A 21,994-nucleotide genomic window follows, 5' to 3' on the forward strand; every position below is an offset into this window, starting at 1 on the left:
CGGAGGGCGCAAGGAGGCTGTCTATGCCCAGCATTTCCGTCATTGTGCCTGTCTATCAGGCGGAGAAATTTCTCAGAGACTGCGTGGAGAGCGTGCGGCGGCAGACCTTTTCCGACTGGGAGCTGCTGCTGGTGGATGACGGCTGCACCGACGGCTCCCCGGCTCTCTGCGATGAGCTGGCCCGGGAGGATGACCGCATCCGGGTGTTCCACAAGGAGCGCAACAGCGGCGTCAGCGAGACCCGGAATGTGGGCCTTGACCATGTCCGGGGGACCTATATCGCCTTTCTGGACTCCGACGATCAGTACGAGCCCCAGTGCCTGGAGACGCTGTGGAACCTGCGGGAGCGGGCCGGGGCGGATACCGCCGCCTGTGCGCACCTGAACCTGTGGCCTGATGGCAGCGAGACGCCGGAGCCGGTGCTGCCCGCCGGGATCTACGACGCCGACGCTATCCGGGAGAAAATCGTCAATCCCCTGCTGGGGGACCGGCTGGCCCAGCCGGTGTTCAATGGATTCATCTGGCGCTATCTGTTCTCCGCAGAGATTTTTGACAGACTCCATCTCCGCTATGAGGGCGCCTATCTGGAAGACGAGCTGTTCCTGATGGAGTATTTCTGCAACGCCCGGCGCCTGGCGGTGACGGAGACGCCCCTGTACCGCTATCTCCAGAATCCGGCCTCCGCCACCCACAAGTATATGAAGGACTTCCAGCAGGTCTTCGGCCGCTTCATGGAGCGGAAGGAGGACTTGGCCGCCCGGTACGGCCTGACGCCCGGCCGCCCCCAGTGGCGGGAGAACTCCAACTGGGCCGGGCTGTTGATCGCCATCGGCAACGAGTACGCCCCGGGCAATCCCAAGACCCTCCGGCAGCGGCAGGAGACCATCCAGGCCCTGTGTGCGCGGCCGGATATGGCCCACGCCATCCGGACGCTGTCGCCCGCCGGCATGAGCCGCAACAAGCAGTTGGCAGCAAAGCTGGTGCGGGGGGGCCGCTTCTGGCTGCTCTCCCAGCTGTACCGGATCAAAAACCGCATCTGAAGAAACGAGGTTTCCCTGCATGAGCATTCTCCGCGAAAGCTATCTGTATCACCTATGGGCGGTGCTGTGCACCGTCTACTATGACAGCGCCGTCCACCGCTGCCTGGTGCGCATGGGCGCCTGGTGCAACCGCCAGATCGACGAGAGCCGTGTTCTCCGGGTCTTGTGCCGGGAGGGCGTTGCGGCCCGGGCCTGGGAGGAGAGCATCCTCTGCCGGCTGCTGACGGGCCTCATCAACCTGCCTGCCTGGCTGCTCCACAAGCTGTACCTTGCCCTGCGGGCTACGTTTGATGACAGCGTTTTCTCCCGTCTGGCCTTTGAGATGGGACATGAGACCGCCGTCGCCCAATCCTGGCTCATCATGCTATTGTGGGTGATTCCCTTCTCGCATTGGAACAACGCATATAGTATGCTGGGCTTTGCCGCCCTGCTGGTGCTGTTCTATGCCGGGGCCATGTCCCGGCGGGACTTCCGGCTGGACGTGAAGCACATCGGGTTCTATCCGGTGGTGCTGTTCGGAGCCATGTTCCTGGCGGTGCTGTTCTCCTATGAGCCCTCCGCCTCCTTCCGCTTCCTGCTCTACCATATCTCCGCAGCGCTGTGCGTGCTGGTGACGGTCAGCGCTGTCCGGGGCACAGAGGATTTGAAGCGGCTGGCCGCCGGCGGTGGGGTCTGTGTGCTGGTGTCCTCGCTGTACGGTGTGTACCAACGGATCCAGGGCGTGGAGGTCAACGAGTCCTATGTGGACCTGGAGGTCAACGCCGGTATGCCCGGCCGGGTGGAGTCCTATTTCGACAACCCCAACACCTTTGCAGAGGTGCTGATCCTCCTGCTGCCCCTGGTACTGGCGCTGATCCTCTGCTCCAAGCGGGGCATCTCCCGCGTGACGGCCTGCGGCGTGTTTGCCGTGGGTGTGCTGGCTCTGGGCATGACCTACTCCCGGGCCAGCTGGGTTGGCATGGCCTGTGCCATGGTGGTGCTGGTGTTTTTGTGGAAGCCCAAGCTGATCCCCGCCTTCGCGGTGCTGTGCGTGGTGATGGTCCCTTTCCTGCCGGACACCATCTGGCACCGGGTCCTGACGATCTTCAATCCGGCGGATACCTCCACTGCCAGCCGCATCCCCTTGTATCAGGCGGCACTGGAGGTCATCCGGACGTCTCCCGTCTCCGGCGCGGGTCTGGGCACCGCCGCCGTGCAGGACTACATCAGCGACTTCAACCTCTACCACGCAGAAGCGCCCTTCGTTCACGCCCACAACTTCTACCTGCAGGTATGGATCGAGGCGGGACTGCTGGGGTTTCTGGGCTTTGTGGGCTCCATGCTGTGGAACATCAAAAAGGCGGCCCGCACGGTCCGGCACTGCGCCCCCTCTGCCGCCCGCACCATCACCTGTGCCGGAGCGGCGGCTCTGTGCGGCGCCATGGTGTGCGGTCTGGCGGATTACCTGTGGAACTATCCCCGGGTGATGTGCATTTTCTGGTTCGTGTTCGCGCTGACCATCGCGGGGATCAAGGTCTGCCGCCGGGAGACGGAGGCGGCCTGATGGAGGAGAGAAACTGCCCGATGGAAGATCCATTCGCATTTTTGACCCTGAACTTTCTGAAGAAGTCGGAGATTTTTCCCGGCTCCCTCGGCACCTTCCGCTACCGCTTCCAGCGGACGGGAAAGGTGAACGATGGCACCGTCCAGGCCTGGGTCTATGAGAACATCTGCTTTGAAAAGGCCCAGCACATTGAGACGGAGACCTTCCCCTGGACAGAGGAGGGCATGGCATCCCTGCGCTCCTGGCTGAACGAGCGCCTGCGGGAACGGGGAAGCGAGCTCTACCGGGTCTGGGGAGGCCGATAAAAAACAACAGCATACTGTAAGGCAGCCCGCGGAGGGATTCTCCGCGGGCTGCCTTTTTGCGCAATTCGGAACTTTTTTGGAAAGCATCTCCATAGGCGGAACATATCCGACGCCATTTTGGGTATGCTTACAAAAAATACCCGCGTCTGTGCGGGCGGATTTGGGAGGAGTCAAGATGGAAGAAATCACGCTCACAGGACAGTCTATCTCCGCGTTCCGGGAATTTCTGGTGGAAAACGAGAAAGCCCGTGCCACAGTGGAAAAATACGTGCAGGAGGCGGAACAGCTGCGACTGGCTCTGTGCGGCGCCCCGGTGACCAAGGCGGGTGTTCTGGCATACCGGGAGCGCCTGCAGCAGCAGTACAGGGCTCTGACGGTCAACAACAAGCTCTCTGCTGTGAACGCGTATCTGCGGTTCTGTGGAGCGGAGCACTGCGAGGTGAAGTTGCTGAAGGTTCAGCGGCGGGCGTTTCGGGAGGAGCAGCGGGACCTGACGGAGTCGGAGTACCGCCGGCTGCTCTCTATTGCCAAGGGGCGCAAGAACCAGCGGCTGTACCACGTGATGCTGACGATCTGCGCCACCGGTATCCGGGTGAGCGAACTGCGCTTCATCACGGCGGAGGCCCTGCGTGCTGGCCGGACGGAGATCCGGCTGAAGGGAAAGTGCCGGACCGTCCTGCTGCCGCAGGAACTGGCGGAACGCCTGCGGCGGTATGCCAGGGCGCAGGATATCCAGGAGGGGCCCCTGTTCCGCACCCGCACCGGGCGGCCCCTGGACCGCAGCAACATCTGGCATGAAATGAAAACCCTCTGCCGGGAGGCCGGCGTGATGCCGGAAAAGGTATTCCCGCACAATCTGCGGCACCTGTTCGCCAAGTGCTTTTATGAACAGGAGAAGGATCTGGCGCATCTGGCGGACCTTCTGGGCCATTCCTCCATTGAGACAACCCGGATTTATGTGGCAGTGAGCGCCAGGGCCCATGAACAGATTCTGGAAAAAATGCGGCTGATCGTTTAACAACAAAACAATGATTCTGTTGTAAATCGACAAAGCTCTCTCCACTACATACATTGGAATATAGTTAGTATAAAACAAAAAAACTACAAAAGCAACGTCCTTTTTTTGCGGTTTGGATTTTTTGAGGATTCCAATTTTGCGGCCCAAAAGGGAAAGGTGCCGTTTCGGCCAAAACCGACTCTTCGTGCTCTGGCACCGTATTTCCAGCTGATGACAGGTTTACAACAGAATCATTGTTCTGTTGTAAATCGGAAAGAGATGGATACGGAGGAGATATTTGGAAAGCATTCAGACAGTGAAAGCGGCTTTGGAGAGGAGAGAATGCCCAATGCGTGAGGCGATGGAAACGGCACTACAGGACAGGACCGCGGCGCCGGCGGAGCTGACAGTTACCTGGGAAGAAGTCTGCCGGTATCTGGACAGCTTGGCGGCCCGGGGCCGCCGGCGGGAGACGATCCAGGTCTACCGCCCCAAGCTGGAGGCGTTTTACCACTTTCTTCCGGAGGACAAGCGGGTGGCTGCAGACACACTGGAGCTCTGGCGCGCCGCCTTGCTGCGGGAAGGCTACTCGCCCGGTACAGCCAACACCCATGTGTCCGCCGCCAATGGGCTGCTGGCCTATCTGGGGCGGCGGGATCTGCAGCTGATCGGCCAGCTGGACACCGAAGAGGAGATCCAGCCGGAGTTGAGCCGGACTGAGTATCTGCGCCTGCTGGCCACAGCCCGGAATCTGGGCCGGGAGCGTACGTATCTGATGGTGAAGGTCTTTGCCCTGACAGGGATCCGCGTAAGTGAGCTGAACCGGGTGATGGTCCGGGCGGTGGAGGAGGGACGTGTTCTGACCGCCTGTGACGGCAGAGCGCAGTACGTCCTGATTCCTGCCTGTCTGCAGAAGGAGTTGGCAGTCTATCTCCGGCGGGTGGGGATCACTGCGGGGCCGGTATTCGTCACCCGAAGCGGCCGCCCCATGCGGAGGACCCAGGTGAGCGGAGAGATCCGGACTCTGTGCAGGGATGCCCGGGTGGATGGGGACAAGAGCAACCCCCGCTGTCTGCGCAGGCTGTATCAGGTCACGCAGGAACGCATTCGGGACAGTGTACAGATACTGGCCGAGCAGGCCCACGAGCGGATGCTGGAAGAGGAGCAGCTGACTGTGGGCTGGGAGCAGGGCAGCTGAGTCCTGCCCAGCCGACGCAGCAGGGGCGTGGACGATAGGGACGCACTGGATATGTGTGTGAACAATTTTTCAATGAGGTGAGGGGTTATGCTGTATCGAGGCAAGAGAGTCCGGGAGCGGGGGCGGCTCCCAAAGGGAAAGTTTCCGAAGAAGGGAGGCCGGCGGCTGGTCAGCGGGCTGCTGGCACTGGTACTGTGTCTGACCCTGGTGCCTGTGATTTACGCAGATACGGTGGTGACGGTGACAAGCTGGTATGCCGCCGGGGCATTTGAAGAGAACACGCTCTACTGGGTGGATAACAACAATGAGGACGGAGTGCGTCCCGGGGCGAATACGTATCAGCCGTCGCTGTGGTTCCGGATCGACAACGGGGAATGGATTGAGCTGAAAGGCGGGGAGGACTCGACGCTCTCCGGGGTGGGCCTGTCCGCTATGCCGAAAATGACGGTGGCCGACAACGGGAACAACACCTATACGGTCTCCGTCCCGACCGGCGTGTTGCCGGAAGCGATCGAAACCACAACATCCGATGGCTACGGCGGGGAGACCTCAACAGAATCCCGTGTAGAGTGGATCATGGGACCGTCCGAAGGGGTTGACGGCTACAGCCCGGTAGAGGTCAACAACGGCAATGTGTCGGAATATCCCTCCGCCGGGGACAACTACGGCTGGTACTATGTGCTGGAGGACGAATTCAACTTCCGCGTTCAGCTCCGCTGGGGTAATCTGGGCGGCGCGGAAGGCATCGCAGAAGCCATTTACAACAGCTTTGACTTCGTGGTGGACACCAACTATACGGCAAGCTCCCTCCGCCGGCTGCTGGCAGAGATGAAGGATCAGATGAAGATAGAAGAGGACCCTGATGGAGACCCGGACAACCCCACCAGCGGCACCGTCACCGTCAGCGGTCTGTGGAAGTACAACCTGGACGGCAGCCGGATCAACTACTCGGTAGAGGAGACCAGGGAGGGAGACGGAAAAGGCGACGGCCGGCTGGACGCCGCCGACGGCATCGCGGCGGGTGCCCTGCCCGAGGGCGACTACTTCCAGATCTCCTACGACAACTCCAGCACGCCCAACGTGGGCACAGAGGTGGGGAAGCTCTATGACGGCGGCAGCCTGTACCTGACGCTCACGGGCGTGAAGGATTATCAGGCATCCAAAGTCTGGGAGGACGCGGCGGATCCGGATCACCGCCCGGCAGGTGAACTCCAGCTGTGGCGTTACCGAGCCGGGCAGAGCTACACAACGGCCGCGCCCGTCCGGGATGATGGGGGCAGCATTCTGACGGTCCCGCTCAACGGGCAGGAGAAACAGGACATTCAGTTTGCAGAGCTGCCCAAGTACGACTCGGAGGGCTACGAGTATATCTATGTGGTCCGAGAGTATCTCACTGGTGAGCATGCGGGGGACTACACCCAGGTATTCGGCGCGGTGGGGGAAGACGGCGGCGTGACGGACATCATCTGGGCGCTGGACGAGGATTCCGGTACGCTGAAAAAACTGACCAGCGAGGATGCAGACTTTGCACGGGAGACGAACAATACATACCTCTACAACGGGGGAACCCTTTCCAACAAGCTCTCCGGCACGGTGACGGTTAATGCGACCAAGATCTGGAAAGCGGCGGCTTTCCAGTCGGCGCTGGAGGATGTCCGGGTGGAGCTGACGCTCCAGGCCCGGCCGGTGGGCAGTGAGGACCCCTGGGAAGACACGGAGATCACCGAGACGCTGGGGACGGAGGAAACGGGAAAATTTACGGCGGAGAACCTGGGCGGCCTGTCCGTCAGCGCCAGCGCGCCCAAATACGACAACCAGGGCCGGGAGCTGGAGTACCGCTGGGTGGAGTCGGTGGTTTACCAGGGCGAGAATAAAACAAATCTTCTGGACAACAACTCGTTTACCCTGTCCGGCGGCGGCAGCCGGGGAGATGCAAAGTACCGTGTGACCGATGTGGAGAACGGCAACACCACCGAGATCACCAATGCCGTCAGCAACCAGATAGATTATACGGTGGAAAAGAAGTGGAAAAGCGGCGCCCAGGAGGGGCCGGTGACCTTCGCCCTGTACCGTACCATCGGCGAACAGTCTCTGACAGAAACATGCAAGGTTCTTACCTTTACAATGGATGCAGGTGGGACCGTCAATGTTGATTTCACGAAGGAAAACGCATTCATAGATGCGATCGACGGTGAAATTTCCATTCAGTTTTCTGAGGCCTGGAAAGCCCTGCTCCAGAACCTCCCGGAGTATGACGAAGAGGGGCGCCGGTATGAATACCTGATCCTGGAGGAGAACGGGAACCCCACCTATGAAACCTCCATCGACAGCAGCACCGGAGACTATACGACCATCGTCACCAACGGCCCGGGAGGAAGCCATCGGATCCTGGTCCAGAAGAACTGGGTGGACGACAGCGACGCCGCCCACCGGGAGCCAGTGGAAGTGACGGTGTATAGCAGAAATGGAGACGAGGTAATTGTCTCCGTCACGCTGGGCGAATCCCAGGAGGACGGAGATCCCATCTGGTACGCATGGGCCGGCATTGGAGAACTTACGCCGGACCAGGTCTACATCCGGGAGACCAAAATCGGAGCGATTGCGGTTCTTGGAACCGAAGGCGCCCCGACCGAGGGAGAGATCAACGCTCCCGGAATCACCCGCGACACTGTCCCCGGCAGAAACCATGCCTATGAAGCTACATACGACCGCGAGAAGATCGCGGGTGAGACGGTCTGCACCGTCACCAACCGCCGGCTGGGCAATGTGGACCTGACCGTCACCAAGGACTGGCGGGACGGCGGCGGAGACGGCGTGGGGGAACTCCAGGCAGCCCTGGAGAACACCCCCGGCCTCACTCTGGCCGTGAAGCTGAAGATCGCCGCCAGCGATGATACGGAAGGACAATTTAAAATCTATCAGAAAGATGGATTTGGCTATGTGAACCTGGGCGGCGGGGATGTACAGATTCAAGACAGAAGAGAAAGACGGGTTTCCTCTATTCAGCCGATTCTCACGGCAGATACGAAGTCCAACTCCCTTGACTTCTGGAACCTTCCCAAGTACGACACCAACGGCACAGTGGTGCGCTATACCGTAGAGGAGGTCTGGCTGGACGGCGGCAATGAGATCACGCTGGATCAGCTGCGGACCATTTCTCCGGAGGTCTATGCCCTGTGGACTACATACACAAGCTCTGTAAAGGAAAAATCCTATACGGTAAATGACGGTGAAAACAAGAATGACGAGCAGAAGATCACCCTCACCAACAAACGCACCGGCGTAACGGATGCTGTCTGGTACAAGCAGTGGTACGACATCTATATGTATGGCTCCGGCAGTCGTCCGGACATCTATCTGGACATTTACCGGACTGTGCATACCTCTGCTGCTGAGGACGGGATCGAAACCGAACTGATCTATCCCAGCTACCGCTGGACAAACGAGGGCCTGCTCCCGCCGGAGACAGAGGTGCCGTCCGAGGGAGCAGGCGATCCCGCGGGTGAGGAGCCCGGCACCGCCTCCGGGGATAACGGATCTGCGGACCGGCAGTATTTCTGGCGGGCCGAGCTGGAGAACTTGCCCAAGTATGACGACTGGGGTTACAAGATCACTTACTCCGCGGTGGAGCGCACCAGTGTAAACGCCTCCGACTTTGACTACGCCATTGCGGAGTACTGGACGGGTGAAACTTGTCTGGGCACGCGTGACGAAGCTGACCCGGGGATGGAGGCGGCTTACGAAGCGCAGACCACGAACCTGGACGGCGTCAACCCACCAGTGTCTCAGGATGCCAGCAGTTCTTACGCCAAATATGCCCTGAACGCAAATGGTACCTTCGTCAACCGCCTGAATAAGCCGGTCGCCATTGAGGGACGGAAGCTGTGGACCAACCTGCCCGCTGGCTATCCGGCGGTGGACCTGCCCAACGTCACCTTCGCACTGTACCGGCGGGTGCAGGGCAGCGGGGAGGCGTTTGACTTTGGCGGAGCCCCCATCGCGACCCTGACTGTTCAGGACTGGTCCGGCCTGAAGAACTATACGTTCCGGCTCCTTTATGAGGGGAAAAATATCATCGATGACGGAGCCGGAACCGTCCGGCCGGAATCTGAAGACCAGCCAAGGCTGCCCAAATACACGGAGGAAGGCAAGCTGTACGAATATGTTCTCCGGGAGGAAGGCATCACCGGCGCCAACGGGCTGCCCCTGGACGGTACCGGCGAGGGACCCCAGGAATCGCTGGATCTGTTTGATATACAGGAGATCTCCAACACCTTCCAGGTGGAGAACGTGTTCCACAGCCCGACTGGCAGTCTGTCGGTGAAAAAAATCCTGGAACTGCCTTTGGGCGGAGATGACTTGCCCATCGCCTACCCCGCCGTGCGCTTCCATCTGTACCGGGTCTACATCCAGAACAACGGCCAGCCCTCCGCGCAGGAGCTGGTGCGGACGGCCACTTGGTCCTCGGAGGAGGTCGAGGCGGCTTACCAGCAGCGAGGAGACAGCACAACTGTTGAAACGGTTCTTTCCTTTACAGGCCTGGAGCAGTATGCGCCCAACGGCTCGCTGTACCTCTATCATGTGGAGGAGGACAAGAGCTTCCTGGGCGGCTACGATACCTGGTGCGGCCCGGGCGACCTGGAGGCCCAAGACGTCACAGGGGACGGATATACTGTCGGCGGTCTGCTGCCCCATGAAGAGCGGGAAGAGGCCGACGCCACGTTCCTGAACAGCCGGAAGGCTGTGCAGACAGAGTTCGTCACCCTCACGGGCCAAAAAGCCTGGGAGGACTTTTACGACGCCTTCGGTCTGCGTCCGGATGCCCCCTATGAAGAGGGGAAAGATGGTACATTGGTCCCCGTTATCCGGCTCACTGTGACCCGCCGCGCCGCTGCCCAGGAGGGGCAGGGCGACCCGCACATCGAGGAGAAGCTGACAGAGGGCGAGGACTACACCGTCAAGTGGACCCAGGATGCAGAAACCGGAAAGTGGACTTATCAGATCTGGGGTGCGGACGATCCGGATGCAGAAGAGCCCGGCATCTCCGCGGAAGAGCCCGCCGAACCGGGCCCCGGCCAGGGAGAGGAGACAACGCCGCCCACAGAAATGCCCCCGGAGGAGGGAAACCAGCCCGCCGATCCTCCCACGGACGAAGGGGATACACAGAGTCCGGAACCTCCGGCAGATGGGGAAGAAGACCAGAACCCGGACTCCCAGGCGGGAGACGGGGACGGCCAGTCCGCCCCGCAGGAGGAGACCCTCAGTGCCGCCAGCCTGCACAGCGATCCGGCGGATGGGGAACATGGCGGCGCCGGCAGCGTCCCGGTCACACCGACAGAACCTGCGGAAGATCCGGACCAGATCGGAGACCCCGATTCCCAGGATCCCTCCGAAGAGACGCCTCCCGCCGCGCAGCCCCAGACGGAGCTGGAAAAGTGGGCCCCCAACGGCGCCCGGTGGGTGTACACCGTGAAGGAAGAGCTGAACTCCGATCTGAAGGAAGCGTTGTATGAGCGGTACCAATATTACTTCACCGGCAATGGGACAGCGGGTGAGGACTCCGCAGACGGCGACACCATCCACATGAAGGAGCTGAAAAACTCTCTGGAGACCAGAGCCCCCTTCACCAAGCGGTGGGTGGGCAGCGATGGCGAGCCCATCACTGCCGATTACATGGACCTTGGCGAGATGTCCGTCACCTTTGAGCTGTATGTCAAGGAGGGAAAGAGCGGAGGTTGGCAGAGGGCAGCGGACTATTTCACGCAGGAGAACCTGGGAGAAGACGCGTACGAGAAACTGAAGGATGCCGGAATACTCAATGGTTTTTCGATCACATTGGAAAACCGGCATATCTATGATTCCTGGAGTGGAGCTTGTGAGAACCTGCCGCGTGTAGTAAAAAAAGACAGCGGGATTTCGGAGCTGTCCTATCGCGTGGTGGAGACGGAAATCGCTTATCAAGGCGGAGCCGCGACGATTACTGTCGATACCTGCGGTGAAGAGTTCGCATACACTGTTGCAGACAGCGGCGGCCTTTTCACGGGAATTGAAGACACCTACACGGAATCCGGAAATTCGACCACCATCACCAACAAGCTGGCGACGACCTCGCTGCAGGTGCAGAAGATTTGGACGAACGACCGGAACAACGTCTATGGCACCCGTCCGGATACAGACGAAGCCGGCAAGACCTGGGAGACCAGTTTCCTGATTCAGCGGACCACGGATCTATCTGTTGGCTGGGAAGCGGCAGCATGGGAAGCCGTCCAGGTGACCGGCGAAAACGGTCAAAAGCAGGATCTGGTAGTGACCCTCACCGGAACGGATACAGAGGGCACGGTTGAATCGCCGGTAGGGATGACGATTTCCGGCCTGCCGAAACAGAATGCGGAAGGGGAGTACACCTATCGCGCCGTGGAGCTTGAGCCAGGATATCAAATGACGAACGGAGCAGTCGATTTGAGCAGCTATGTCCTGCTCAGAGATTCCTACAACGAGGCGTACACGGCGGCCTACACCTATGGCGGGCAGTCTGACGACGGCTTCCTCACCACAGCGGCCAACGACATGCAGACCACCAAGGTCTTTGCCGGCAAGACGTGGATGCCTGCCGGCGAGGAGGGCGCCCAGGTCACCCTGCACCTGCAATATGCGGTTCCGCTGGAGAATCCGGCAGAGGGCCCGGCGTATACGTGGAAGACCCTGACGGCTGTATCCGTCACGCTGGATGGAACTACGGATCCTGATCTGGACAAACCCTATTACGAGTACGCAGAGTGGAAAGCCGTCTGGGAGAACCTCCCAGCCCGAATGCCGGGCAGCTATCTGCCGGACTCCGACTCCGAGACAGAATACCGCGTGACCGAAGCGGTCAGCGGCAGCTACGTCCAGGTGGGAGATACGAAAAAGGAAAACAAGACCGATGTGGATGGGACCTACCCTGAATTCCAATTCACCAATAAAGCTGTGACATCCCTGACAGTGGAAAAGAAATGGCACACCGCGGATACCAAGAAACATCCGATCACAATGGAACTCTGGCGGACCACGGACAAGAACCTGATGGGGAAGACCGGCGTGGATGGAGTGGAGCAGGTCGCCGGCATGACCGCAGAGCTGTCTGCGGCCAATAACTGGCGCCATATTTTCGGAGAGCTGGACAAAGTAAACAGCCAGAACCAGAAATACTATTATTACGCCATTGAACAGGGAACCCCGGACGAGGACATGGAAGTGATCTACGATCATGGAGAACCGACGGAAACTACGGTGGCGTTCACCACTGCCATCACCAACAGGGGCTATACGGACATCCCGGTCTCCAAAACCTGGCGGGATGACAGTGACGCGCAGGGCCTTCGCCCGGAGACGCTGAAGCTGACCCTCTACCGCAGAACGGATCCGGCAGCCCAGGGCGAAGTAGCAGGCGAAGTGACGCTGTCCGCGAAAAATGCCCAGGACGGAAACGCCGATGTCTGGACATACACCTTTGAGCATCTGCCGGATACGGACGGCAGCGGTAATCCCTATACCTACTGGGTGGAGGAAGAACACCTGGAGTCGTACACTGTGACAGGGAGCGGTACGCTGGCTCTGACCAACACACTGGGCGGCAAGGAGACGGAAATTGCCATCCAGGGGCGGAAGACCTGGGTGGGTGATGGAGCGGACGACCGTCCGAACTCCATCACGCTGAGCCTCCTGCAGAACGGCACCAAAGTTGCCGAGCGGGAAGTCACCCCGAACGCCGACGGCAGCTGGACCTATGATTTCGGCAGCTGGCCCGCCTACGACGACAGTGGCCGGGCGTACACCTACACTGTGCAGGAGGAGCCGGTGGATGGCTACGGCACCCGGGTGGACGGATGGAACGTCATCAACGGAAAGGGGAACCTGACCGTCAAAAAGCAAGTGTACAGCGGTGACCGGCAGAGGGACTTCTCCTTCACCGTCACGCTTGACGACAAGTCCATCAACGGCATCTGCGGGGATATGACGTTCCAGGACGGCGTGGCAGCATTTACCCTGAAAGACGGGGAGAGCAAGACAGCCAAGGGCCTGCCCTCCGGCGTCGGCTACACAGTGGCAGAGGCGCGTGTGGACGGCTATGGGACCCGCGTCGAGGGGCACAACCCCGGGATGGTCCCGTTCGGAGACACGGCGGAAGTGCTAATCATCAATTATGACGACACGACTCCGCCGCCGGACCCGGATCCAGATCCAGACCCCAAGCCGGATCCAGACCCGGGTCCCGATCCCATGCCGGATCCAGATCCGCATCCGACCCCTGACCCGGACGAAAGCCCGGATCCTGATATGCCGGATACGCCGGACGAACCGGGGCACCCTGATGAACCGGATGACTCTGTTCCCACGGGAGACACTGCCCAGCTGGCGCTGTATCTGGCACTGCTGGCGGCCTCTCTGGCTGGCGCAGCAGCCATCGTGATTCTGGGCCGGAAGGGCAGGAAGAGAGACTGAAAAAAGCATTGAACCAACGAGGCAATCAAACCGGGGGCACGCATACCGTGCCCCCGGCCTTGGGGCCGCAGTCCTGAGAGATAGGGATCGAAACAACTTCCACACTTGACAACGGCCAAAAAATTCCGTATAATAAACTACGTTGCTTTGCGGGGCCTTGGTGCCCTGGAAGAGAGGCAGCTATCCGGGTGTAGCGCAGTTGGTAGCGCGCTTGGTTCGGGACCAAGAGGCCGTGGGTTCAAATCCCGCCACTCGGACCATCGGAGTATCCTTTGGGGTACTCCGATTTTTTACTGCCAATTTGTAAATTTTCTCATGTTGTTGCACAGGAATGTGCAACTTTTTTTGTTTGGGAACCTGTATGCAGAAGGACTTGTTCCTTACTACATACAGGAGGGCTATCTATGACCGAAGAAAATTACAACTACCGAACCAGTCAGAAACTGCTTCGCAACCAGTTTCCCGGCAAAGGAAAGTTAAAAATCCCCATCATTCCTAAGTTCCAAGAAAGTCCCGGAGACTTCGATGATCTTTTGTTGATCGGTTTTGACAAAACCCATTTGGAGGACCAGAATCACCTAGACCGCATGGTACACTTCTTCCTATATGACTATCGCTTTGAGAGGGTCTGGAAGAACCCGGACAATGACATTGAAAAACTCTCCCGCTACCGCGCGGTGCTGTCGCCGGATTTCAGTATGTACCTGGAGATGGCGCCTGTTATGCAACTTTACAATGTATTTCGTAATCGCTGGTGCGGCGCTTACTGGGCATCCAAAGGGCTCCGGGTCATTCCAACTGTCAACTGGGGAGATGAATCCACGTTTGATTTCTGCTTTGAAGGGATTGAAAAAGGAAGCGTTGTTGCTGTCTCCACTTATATGGCCTCAGAGCATGACAACCGCTGCGACCAGAAAGAATGGTTCATGGCAGGATACAACGAGATGCTGCGGCGCATTGATCCGGAAAAAATTATCTGTTATAATACACCGTTTCCCGAAATGCAGGGCAACATTATCCATGTGGATTACGAACGCAGTTCTTGGCGGTATATGAACTATGAACGAAGTTTCCATCGTGAAGATTTGGATGCCTTTAAAATTGGCGGCACATCCAGTAATAATCGTGATACAATAGAGCCGTACCTAATTGGAAAAGGCGGAGGAAGCGCCTACGGCGGAGAAATCAAACCGTCAAAACCAGAGGATGAGCGATTCTGGGGTGAGCCGGGCGAAACAAAATATACCTATACGGCAAAAGGAGAGCTTATTGAAACGCTGATTGGTCCTGACGGAAAAGCATATTTGGAAATTCACCATACAAACCATGGTTTCCCCAAGTATCATGAAGTTCCACACCAACATAGCATCATATGGGATCAGTCAGGCTTTCACTTCGGCAAAGAACAGACTACCAAGAGCTTTTTATACGGGAGGAACACGAACATGGCAACATGGGTCGGCACAAACAGCCTTGAAGATAATAGGTTTAAAACAATCAGTGATTTCAAACAGTGTATGCGGCGCGGCGGCGAAGTCCAGTTCGAGTGGAATGGCGTGCTGTACTGTTGCTTTGGCTGTATTTCTCCTGCGGCAGATGCAGCGCCTAAAATGGTGATTTGTCAGGCTGGCTCTGTGGAAGTAAACACTCGTACTGAGAAATGGTGTGATACCGCCGACGAAATTCTGGAGTATATGGTTGGTGGTGATCGTCTGCGTGATGTAATCACGCAAGTGAAAGTGTGGGAGCGTACAATTTAAGATGAAGCCTTTTGCCGACTGCTTACAAACCATTGATATTACTGGATTTCCACAGATCCTTTAATGACATTCAGACTATGTTAAAAGCTGCATTTTGGTTCTTTGAACCGAAATGCAGCTTTTTCATTTTCCCGCCCTTCATGACAAACTGGTCGACAGTATGTATCATGGAGGGCTTCTTATGTTTCAACATGTGATCAAGATCCCGTATACGCAGAAGGACCATCCTATTTGAGACCAGCAGCTGCGGGTTGCAGCCTATTGCCGTACCAGCACGAATCAGGAGAAACAAAATTCAAGCCTGGAAAAACAGATTGCGTATTATACAGCTTTCATTCAGAGTAATCCCAAGTGGCGGTTTGCAGCTGTTTACGCCGGCCAGGCATCGGGACAGCACACCCAAAACCGCCCGGGCTAATGTAATTTTTTACATTAAGTAAAAGTCATGCAGTTGATAATTGAATGATGTGTTGTATAGCACATTCTATTTAAACTATTAATAATTGGTAAATAATTCCTTGATATGTTGACTTTATTACCACCTCTTCGTACAATATATTGTAATCAGTTGGTTGTACTCTTTCAATAAATAGAAAGGCGTATTATGGGCGGAAAAGAAGGCGGCAGAGGTTATCTATATCAAGGGATTGTTGCTGTTCTAGAAGCATTAAGGCGAAATGATTGGGATAGGATTTACATTGAATTTCCAACAGAAGGTGACAAGGTAGATATTGCTTTAAAGAGCGCAGATACAATTACAGATGCGATCCAAGTTAAATCGACGGTCAACTCTTTTTCAAAGGGCGATATTTCTAAGTGGTTAAAAGATATCATCACTGATTATCCCTGCCAGCGGTATTGCTTGGTTTTAATCGGAAATTGTGCGGTATCAGCTGTGGATTTTATGAACGCTATTACCAAGTTTCAAACGGGTAAGTTGGATGCAACAGGTAAAAAACAGTTAGAAAAATTTGAAACTCAATTACTAAAAGATATTAATGTGGATTTTAAAGTGTTGCCATTCGATCCAGATAGTTTGAAGAGCCTTGTTCGAGAGGCTCTTTGGAAATATGCATATGATAGTGGACATTCCTTGGAGCATCCCCAAGTATCTTTACTTGTGGACGCAATGGTTGAGGAGGAACTTCTTCAATCAACAAAAGATGGCTATACCGATCGAACAATTTTCAGCCTGGAGTTGAACAAGCGAATCGAATTAATTATCAAGAAGTACACCAAGGTACGAAAAGCAATTGGAATTTTGTGTTTTTCAAGAGGTTCTGAAAGACTTACCCAAGAGACGTCAATTCTGTTAGATTTACAAGACAAATTTGAAGGTAGATTTTTGAAACCGGATTTTGACTGGACGGTTGATATCGGTAAGCCTGTTCAAGATTTTTTGAGAGAAAATACAGAGGTGCAGCAAGCTTACCAAATTATGCTGGAAGCCCATGGTTCCATCGCTTTTGCTGCAGGTCGTGTTTTTGATACTAAATCCGGTGTGGATATTTGTCCTGTTCAAAAAACAATTTTGGGACCAGAAATATGGGAATTTGACAAATGCGATCGAACCCAATATCAGAATTGGAAGGTAGAACATATAGCAAGAGATGAAGATACATTTGACACCGCGCTTATCCTCAACGTGAGGCACAATATTTGCTCTGATGTGGAGCGATACCTGAAAGAACAGGGGGTTCACGTTGGACGGATTATTAATTTCTCACCAGAGGACACAGGTAGCACTGGCTTTTCTATTCAAAATGGCACCCACTCCTCAAAACTGGCAATGGAAGTTTATGCCGCATTGGCAGGACGAAGCACCGTTGAAAGGCGAGCATATCTCCATATTTTTGCTGCCGCGCCTAATGCGTTTATGTTTCATCTTGGGCAAGTATCCCGTCCATTTGGAAAGTGTATTCTGTACGAATATGATTTTGAACAACGAGGCAACTGCTCTTACATACCGTCCATTCAGTTTGACGGGAAAGGAGGACTTGAATGAGCGCAATACAAACTTATTTTCAGGATTTCTTGACTAATATTCGGCTACCTGACAGTTTGAAAAAAGCGTTGATCTCCGCACACACCGAGCTTCGAGAACAACTCAAATCTGATGACCTTACAAAAGATTTACTCGTTGAAAGTTTTTTACAGGGTAGCTATGCTAGGTCAACTTGTATTAAACCAGCACCAGGAAAAAAGGTGGATGTAGATGTAATTGTAGTTACTAATATTGATCATGATACCGTTTCTGCCCAAGAAGCATTTGCCATAATTACACCCTTTGTAAAGAAGTACTATCAGAACTACGAACAGCAAAAGCGTTCGATCGGTATTTCTTTGCCCGAAGTAGATATGGATCTAGTAATTACCGCAGCTCCCAGCGAAGAGGTGAAAAGGGCCATTGAATGTGCTGGCCTTTCATCCGCATTCACAGTCGATGATCTCTCGGGCTATCAGCAGTCACTTTTGGAAAATTACCGCTTAGATTCACTGGAAAGATTTTTCGAAAGTGATTCTACTGGCCAACAATGGAGGGCGGAGCCTTTACTGATTCCAGATAATGTCGAAAATCAATGGTATCGAACGCATCCTTTAGAGCAGATCCGTTGGACCAAGAGAAAAAATCAAATTTGCAAAGGTAATTATGTAAATGTAGTTAAAGCGATCAAATGGTGGCGACGATTGGAACTACCTAGCCTCAAGCATCCGAAAAGCTATCCGTTGGAACATTTTGTGGGAGAGTGTTGTCCAGATGGAATCACAAGTGTTGCAGAGGGCATCGTCGGAACCTTGGAGTGCATTGCGGAATGTTATCCTAAAAAGCCATTCCTCCCAGACCGGGGGGTTCCTGAGCATGACGTATTTGAGATGCTCTCAGATGAGGATTATGACACTTTCTATAAGGCGGTTTGCGGCGGTGCAAGACTTGCTAGAGCAGCTTATGATAGCGCTGATATAGAAGAGAGTGTTAACCTTTGGAAATCTTTCTTCAAAGATTGCGATGAATTTCCATCCTATTATAGAAAAAACGGAGGATTTACTCCGAGAGTACAGGAAAGTAAGGGCGTTCCTGTTGGGAGGTTTGGATGAGTCAGAATCCAACTGAGAATTTGCGACGCGGGCGGCGCCGGATTGAAGAAATACCAGAAATAATTTTGCTGAAAGATTGGACTTGGGATGTAGTTACAAAACGTTTTTATCTTCACATTAGGGTTTGTTTGGACCATGATGGCAAAGATATTCCCAGAGTAACAGAATGGTTTGTTACTGCGGAAACTGTTTATCCCTTTGGAACTATTGCTATATATCCGAGCTGCAAAAATAGTATAACAAATACATTTCCACATCAATCGATCAATGCTTTTGAGGAAGAAAACCATTTGTGGCGTAAAGGAAAACTCTGTGTTGATCTTATTGATCAGACTCTTGGCATCCGCGTTCCTGAAAAAGAGCCGTTCACAGTTGATGAACGGCTCTTTTGGAATATGCAAAGAGCTGTTTTGTGGCTCCGTGCGGCTGCAGAAGAGAGATTAATAAAAAATGGGGATGCCTTTGAGTTACCAGATTTTCCAGTCTCTCATATACAGACAGTCTTTGCTTTTCAAGAGGATTGTGTTTCCATGATGATCTGGGAAAGTACGGATGAGCGTTGTGGAATTGCAAGAATCGTTCGTAGGCAACTTTCATCAGAGCAATCCATAGCAATGATTCGGAGCTTTCGCTCCATTGATTCTCAGAAGGTAATCTATCAACCGGTTTGGGGAACGGCAATAAGGGAAAAAAACTATGAAAATGCACTTTGGATCAGATTAAAAGAAGTACCAGTTATTAATAACTGGCAAGTTCCCACTAACCTATGTCAGTTGAAGCAGATATGCACTAATCAGGGCATTGATTTGCTGGCCATTTTGAAATCATTTGCCCCCAAAGCCAGAGATGGGAGGCGGCATCTGCTTTTGGTTGGTTTTCCAATCCCAGCACATATCGGTGAAGATTCCCACGAGATGACTTGGCAGGCTATAGAGCTTCCTGCTCTATCCTGCGGAAAATATACAAATAGAGTTTTTCATTCTGGCAAGCGACTTAGCATTCCTCAGACTTACGGAGCAAGAAAAGGCTACCGCCCGAGTGAAGCGGGCTGGTGGATGAATGACAAAGCAAAGATATTCCTGGATAGTATGGAACTATCATGGATTCGCAGCGAAAACTGGAGCGCACGCACGATTAAGGGGCGTGGAAAGCTTGCAAATAGGCTTGCGAATCAGCGTATAGTTATGATTGGGCTCGGTAGCTTGGGCGCTTCTATTGCAGAACTGTTGACTCGTGCTGGGGCAACACAACTCACCTGTATCGATGGAAATGCTTTAGAAATGGGAAATCTTTGCCGTCATACTTTATGTATGACAGATCTTTATCAGTCCAAAAGTAAACTTGTAGCTAAAAGGTTAACGAATATTGACCCTAACATTCACACTACTTATGCAGAAAGGTATTTAGATATAGATGAAACTGGGGCATTAGTACCAGACTTGAGCAGTTTTGATATTATCATTGATTCCACTGGCGAGGATCAAGTATTGGCGTTATTATCTGCAACAGAGTGGAAGCGAAAAATTGTATTCTGCTCAAGTTCTGTTGGACTTGGTGCAAAACGACTGTATATTAATATTCAAAGGACAAAACTGCCTCACTTTGAAAATTTTCTTAATTTAGTCGAACCATATTTTCAAAAAGATTCCAATGATTTTAATCTAGATGCGCTTCCTCGGGATGGCATTGGCTGCTGGCATCCATTATTTCCTGCCAGGGCAGATGATATGTGGTTTGCCGCTTGTACCACAGTCAAGGCATTAGAAGCTTTTGTACAAAATTCAACAGAAAAAGGGATCTCATTAATCTATGAAACACAGACTGAAGATGGACTTTTTAATGGCCTGCGATTGATTGAGAAACAATATGAATATCGAGAAAATTGAGACCTTTAAATATTACGAGAGCTTTAATGGAAGCTATGGTGTTAAGTTGCCGGATCAGGAGCTAGAGTATATTCATAGTTTATGTATGAATTCATATCCTTATGAGACAGGCGGAATCCTCATCGGCAGATACTCTGATGATTTGAAATGGGCAGAAATAACCACTATAACAGGAGCTCCAGCAGAATCCAAGCAAACTTTGTGTTCATTCGTACGGAGTACGCGGGGCATTATTACGAAGCTAAAAAGAGCGTGGCAAAAGCAGCAATATTATTTAGGGGAGTGGCATTATCATCCCAATGCTTCTCCTAAGCCATCTGCACTAGATTTGAAAACAATGGTCAATTTATCTAAAGACGAAGACCTAGGATGTCCAGAACCAATTTTGTTGGTCATCGGAGGTAGCTCATCCAACTGGCTTCAGTATATTGGGGTATATGTAAAGGAACAAGAGATAGAACTCTATGAAATAAATAATAACTAATGCTACCATTATACTTTTTAGATCTATTTTTTTAGATCTAATGAATAAAGGCTCTCAAGCGACATCTATAATAGTCGCACAATACATGTTAAAAGCTATATTTTAGTTCCTTGAACTGAAATGTAGCTTTTTCATTTTCTACCCCTCCATGATAAACTGATCGACAGTATGTATCATGGAGGGGTTCTTATGTTTCAACATGTGATTGAGATCCCGCAGACGCAGGAGGACCACCCTATTTGGAATCAGCAGTTGCGGGGGGCAACCTATTGCCGTACCAGCACGAATCAGGAGGAACAAAATTCAAGCCTGGAAAACCAGATCGCGTATTATACAGCTTTCATTCAGAGTAATCCCTTGTGGCGATTCGTGGCTGTTTGCGCGGACCAAGCGTCGAGATTGCACACGAAAAACCGCTCAGGCTATCGGAAGATCCTGAGAGGCTGCCGGAGAGGGAAGATCCATTTGATCCTTGTCAAATCGCTCAGCCGCTTTGGAAGAGATGCCCGGGAAGCTATTAGCACAATCAGAAAGCTGAAATAAATGAACGTAGGAATTTACATTGAGTTAGGAGGTATCTTTACCATGAAGCCGCCAGACAGCGTGATCGATCTGTATGCTGCCTCTGCACAAGTGGAGAGCCAAACTCGCAGCGAGAACATTAAGTTTGGCATTCAGAATCGCATGCGGAGCGGGAAAACCATTTTGAATTACATACAGTTTCTGAGCTATACTAAGGGGCCGAATGGAGTGCTGCAGATCGTACTGGAGGAGGCCGAGATCATCCGAAAGATTTTTGACCTCTACATCCAGGGAAACGGCGTCCGGAAGATAAAAAGTATCTGGAATCTCACGGCATCAAGACGGTCACCGGAAAAACGGAGAGGAGCACCTCCACCATTGACCGGATGTTGAATTGTGCGATTGGGTTTTAGAACCGGAGCGTTCAGAAAGAAGTCACCGTAACTGACCGTGGACTGTTCCAGACGGGCGATGTCTCCGGCGGTGTAGCCGGTGAGCCAGGTTGTGACCTGGTCCACCTCTTCTCGCGTGCGGCCTTTCCGCTCCGCTTTTGCCACCAGCAGAGGATAGAGCTTTGCAAAGGGCATTTGAGTGACATCCATACGGGCATGACAGCACCTCCTCGCTTTCTGTTGCCATCATATCATACGCGGTTCTGCCTGGCAATTCAGCAAAGTAAGGG

14 protein-coding genes and 1 tRNA gene are annotated in these 21,994 nt (G+C 53.8%); 14 read left to right on the forward strand and 1 reads right to left on the reverse strand.

Translation table 11 applies throughout. From position 1 onward, the window contains the following. Positions 1–23: 23 nt before the first annotated feature. From OCV80_RS10185 to OCV80_RS16595, 14 genes are all read left to right on the forward strand, one after another. Entirely contained in the window at positions 24–1,040 is a 1,017-nt protein-coding gene (locus OCV80_RS10185; protein WP_021750108.1) for a glycosyltransferase family 2 protein, read from the forward strand. 19 nt (positions 1,041–1,059) lie between these two features. After that, positions 1,060–2,583 carry an O-antigen ligase family protein gene (locus tag OCV80_RS10190; protein WP_021750109.1) on the forward strand — a complete coding sequence of 508 codons (1,524 nt, stop codon included), beginning with the start codon at positions 1,060–1,062 and terminating at the stop codon, positions 2,581–2,583. 20 nt (positions 2,584–2,603) lie between these two features. After that, a complete protein-coding gene (locus OCV80_RS10195) occupies positions 2,604–2,888 on the forward strand; it encodes a hypothetical protein (protein WP_267288388.1) in 285 nt (94 codons plus the stop codon). Positions 2,889–3,063: 175 nt separating this feature from the next. Further along, positions 3,064–3,906: a tyrosine-type recombinase/integrase gene (locus OCV80_RS10200; protein ID WP_119311133.1), complete on the forward strand. Its 843-nt coding sequence runs from the start codon at positions 3,064–3,066 to the stop codon at positions 3,904–3,906. 328 nt (positions 3,907–4,234) lie between these two features. Then, entirely contained in the window at positions 4,235–5,083 is an 849-nt protein-coding gene (locus OCV80_RS10205; RefSeq protein WP_136890727.1) for a tyrosine-type recombinase/integrase, read from the forward strand. Between the two features lie 87 nt (positions 5,084–5,170). Continuing rightward, the gene (locus tag OCV80_RS10210) at positions 5,171–13,564 is read left to right on the forward strand and encodes a Cna B-type domain-containing protein (RefSeq protein ID WP_267288389.1); all 8,394 of its coding nucleotides are present in this window, start codon (positions 5,171–5,173) and stop codon (positions 13,562–13,564) included. 184 nt (positions 13,565–13,748) lie between these two features. Next, positions 13,749–13,824: transfer RNA gene (locus OCV80_RS10215), tRNA-Pro, on the forward strand. A gap of 144 nt (positions 13,825–13,968) precedes the next feature. Then, on the forward strand, positions 13,969–15,324 hold the full coding sequence (locus OCV80_RS10220; protein WP_119311113.1) for a DUF4417 domain-containing protein: 1,356 nt from the start codon (positions 13,969–13,971) through the stop codon (positions 15,322–15,324). A gap of 244 nt (positions 15,325–15,568) precedes the next feature. Next, complete coding sequence (locus OCV80_RS10225) at positions 15,569–15,742, forward strand: recombinase family protein (RefSeq protein WP_119311909.1); 174 nt, start codon at positions 15,569–15,571, stop codon at positions 15,740–15,742. A gap of 186 nt (positions 15,743–15,928) precedes the next feature. Continuing rightward, on the forward strand, positions 15,929–17,329 hold the full coding sequence (locus OCV80_RS10230) for an SAVED domain-containing protein (protein ID WP_119311112.1): 1,401 nt from the start codon (positions 15,929–15,931) through the stop codon (positions 17,327–17,329). Further along, a complete protein-coding gene (locus OCV80_RS10235) occupies positions 17,326–18,420 on the forward strand; it encodes an SMODS domain-containing nucleotidyltransferase (protein ID WP_119311111.1) in 1,095 nt (364 codons plus the stop codon). The genes OCV80_RS10230 and OCV80_RS10235 overlap by 4 nt, the downstream gene beginning before the upstream one ends. Beyond that, positions 18,417–20,306, forward strand: a complete 1,890-nt coding sequence (locus OCV80_RS10240; protein WP_136890723.1) for a ThiF family adenylyltransferase — start codon at positions 18,417–18,419, stop codon at positions 20,304–20,306. The genes OCV80_RS10235 and OCV80_RS10240 overlap by 4 nt, the downstream gene beginning before the upstream one ends. After that, positions 20,287–20,790: a Mov34/MPN/PAD-1 family protein gene (locus OCV80_RS10245; RefSeq protein ID WP_119311109.1), complete on the forward strand. Its 504-nt coding sequence runs from the start codon at positions 20,287–20,289 to the stop codon at positions 20,788–20,790. The genes OCV80_RS10240 and OCV80_RS10245 overlap by 20 nt, the downstream gene beginning before the upstream one ends. A gap of 189 nt (positions 20,791–20,979) precedes the next feature. Beyond that, entirely contained in the window at positions 20,980–21,333 is a 354-nt protein-coding gene (locus OCV80_RS16595; RefSeq protein ID WP_158629670.1) for a recombinase family protein, read from the forward strand. Between the two features lie 260 nt (positions 21,334–21,593). Here the strand turns inward: OCV80_RS16595 and OCV80_RS10250 are convergent, their stop codons facing one another. Further along, positions 21,594–21,899, reverse strand: a complete 306-nt coding sequence (locus OCV80_RS10250) for a DUF2200 domain-containing protein (RefSeq protein ID WP_267288390.1) — start codon at positions 21,897–21,899, stop codon at positions 21,594–21,596. Between the last annotated feature and the right edge of the window lie 95 nt (positions 21,900–21,994).

It is taken from the genome of Oscillibacter acetigenes, assembly GCF_025567605.1.
Lineage (GTDB): Bacteria > Bacillota > Clostridia > Oscillospirales > Oscillospiraceae > Oscillibacter > Oscillibacter welbionis.

Bases quoted from the DNA above. Each gene is read 5' to 3' on its own strand.
- OCV80_RS10235 (WP_119311111.1), top strand. From the start codon at position 17,326: ATGAGCGCAATACAAACTTATTTTCAGGATTTCTTGACTAATATTCGG.
- OCV80_RS10210 (WP_267288389.1), top strand. From the start codon at position 5,171: ATGCTGTATCGAGGCAAGAGAGTCCGGGAGCGGGGGCGGCTCCCAAAG.
- OCV80_RS10250 (WP_267288390.1), bottom strand. From the start codon at position 21,899: ATGCCCTTTGCAAAGCTCTATCCTCTGCTGGTGGCAAAAGCGGAGCGG.
- OCV80_RS10240 (WP_136890723.1), top strand. From the start codon at position 18,417: ATGAGTCAGAATCCAACTGAGAATTTGCGACGCGGGCGGCGCCGGATT.
- OCV80_RS10190 (WP_021750109.1), top strand. From the start codon at position 1,060: ATGAGCATTCTCCGCGAAAGCTATCTGTATCACCTATGGGCGGTGCTG.
- OCV80_RS10205 (WP_136890727.1), top strand. From the start codon at position 4,235: ATGCGTGAGGCGATGGAAACGGCACTACAGGACAGGACCGCGGCGCCG.
- OCV80_RS10230 (WP_119311112.1), top strand. From the start codon at position 15,929: ATGGGCGGAAAAGAAGGCGGCAGAGGTTATCTATATCAAGGGATTGTT.
- OCV80_RS10200 (WP_119311133.1), top strand. From the start codon at position 3,064: ATGGAAGAAATCACGCTCACAGGACAGTCTATCTCCGCGTTCCGGGAA.
- OCV80_RS16595 (WP_158629670.1), top strand. From the start codon at position 20,980: ATGTTTCAACATGTGATTGAGATCCCGCAGACGCAGGAGGACCACCCT.
- OCV80_RS10245 (WP_119311109.1), top strand. From the start codon at position 20,287: ATGAATATCGAGAAAATTGAGACCTTTAAATATTACGAGAGCTTTAAT.
- OCV80_RS10185 (WP_021750108.1), top strand. From the start codon at position 24: ATGCCCAGCATTTCCGTCATTGTGCCTGTCTATCAGGCGGAGAAATTT.
- OCV80_RS10195 (WP_267288388.1), top strand. From the start codon at position 2,604: ATGGAAGATCCATTCGCATTTTTGACCCTGAACTTTCTGAAGAAGTCG.
- OCV80_RS10220 (WP_119311113.1), top strand. From the start codon at position 13,969: ATGACCGAAGAAAATTACAACTACCGAACCAGTCAGAAACTGCTTCGC.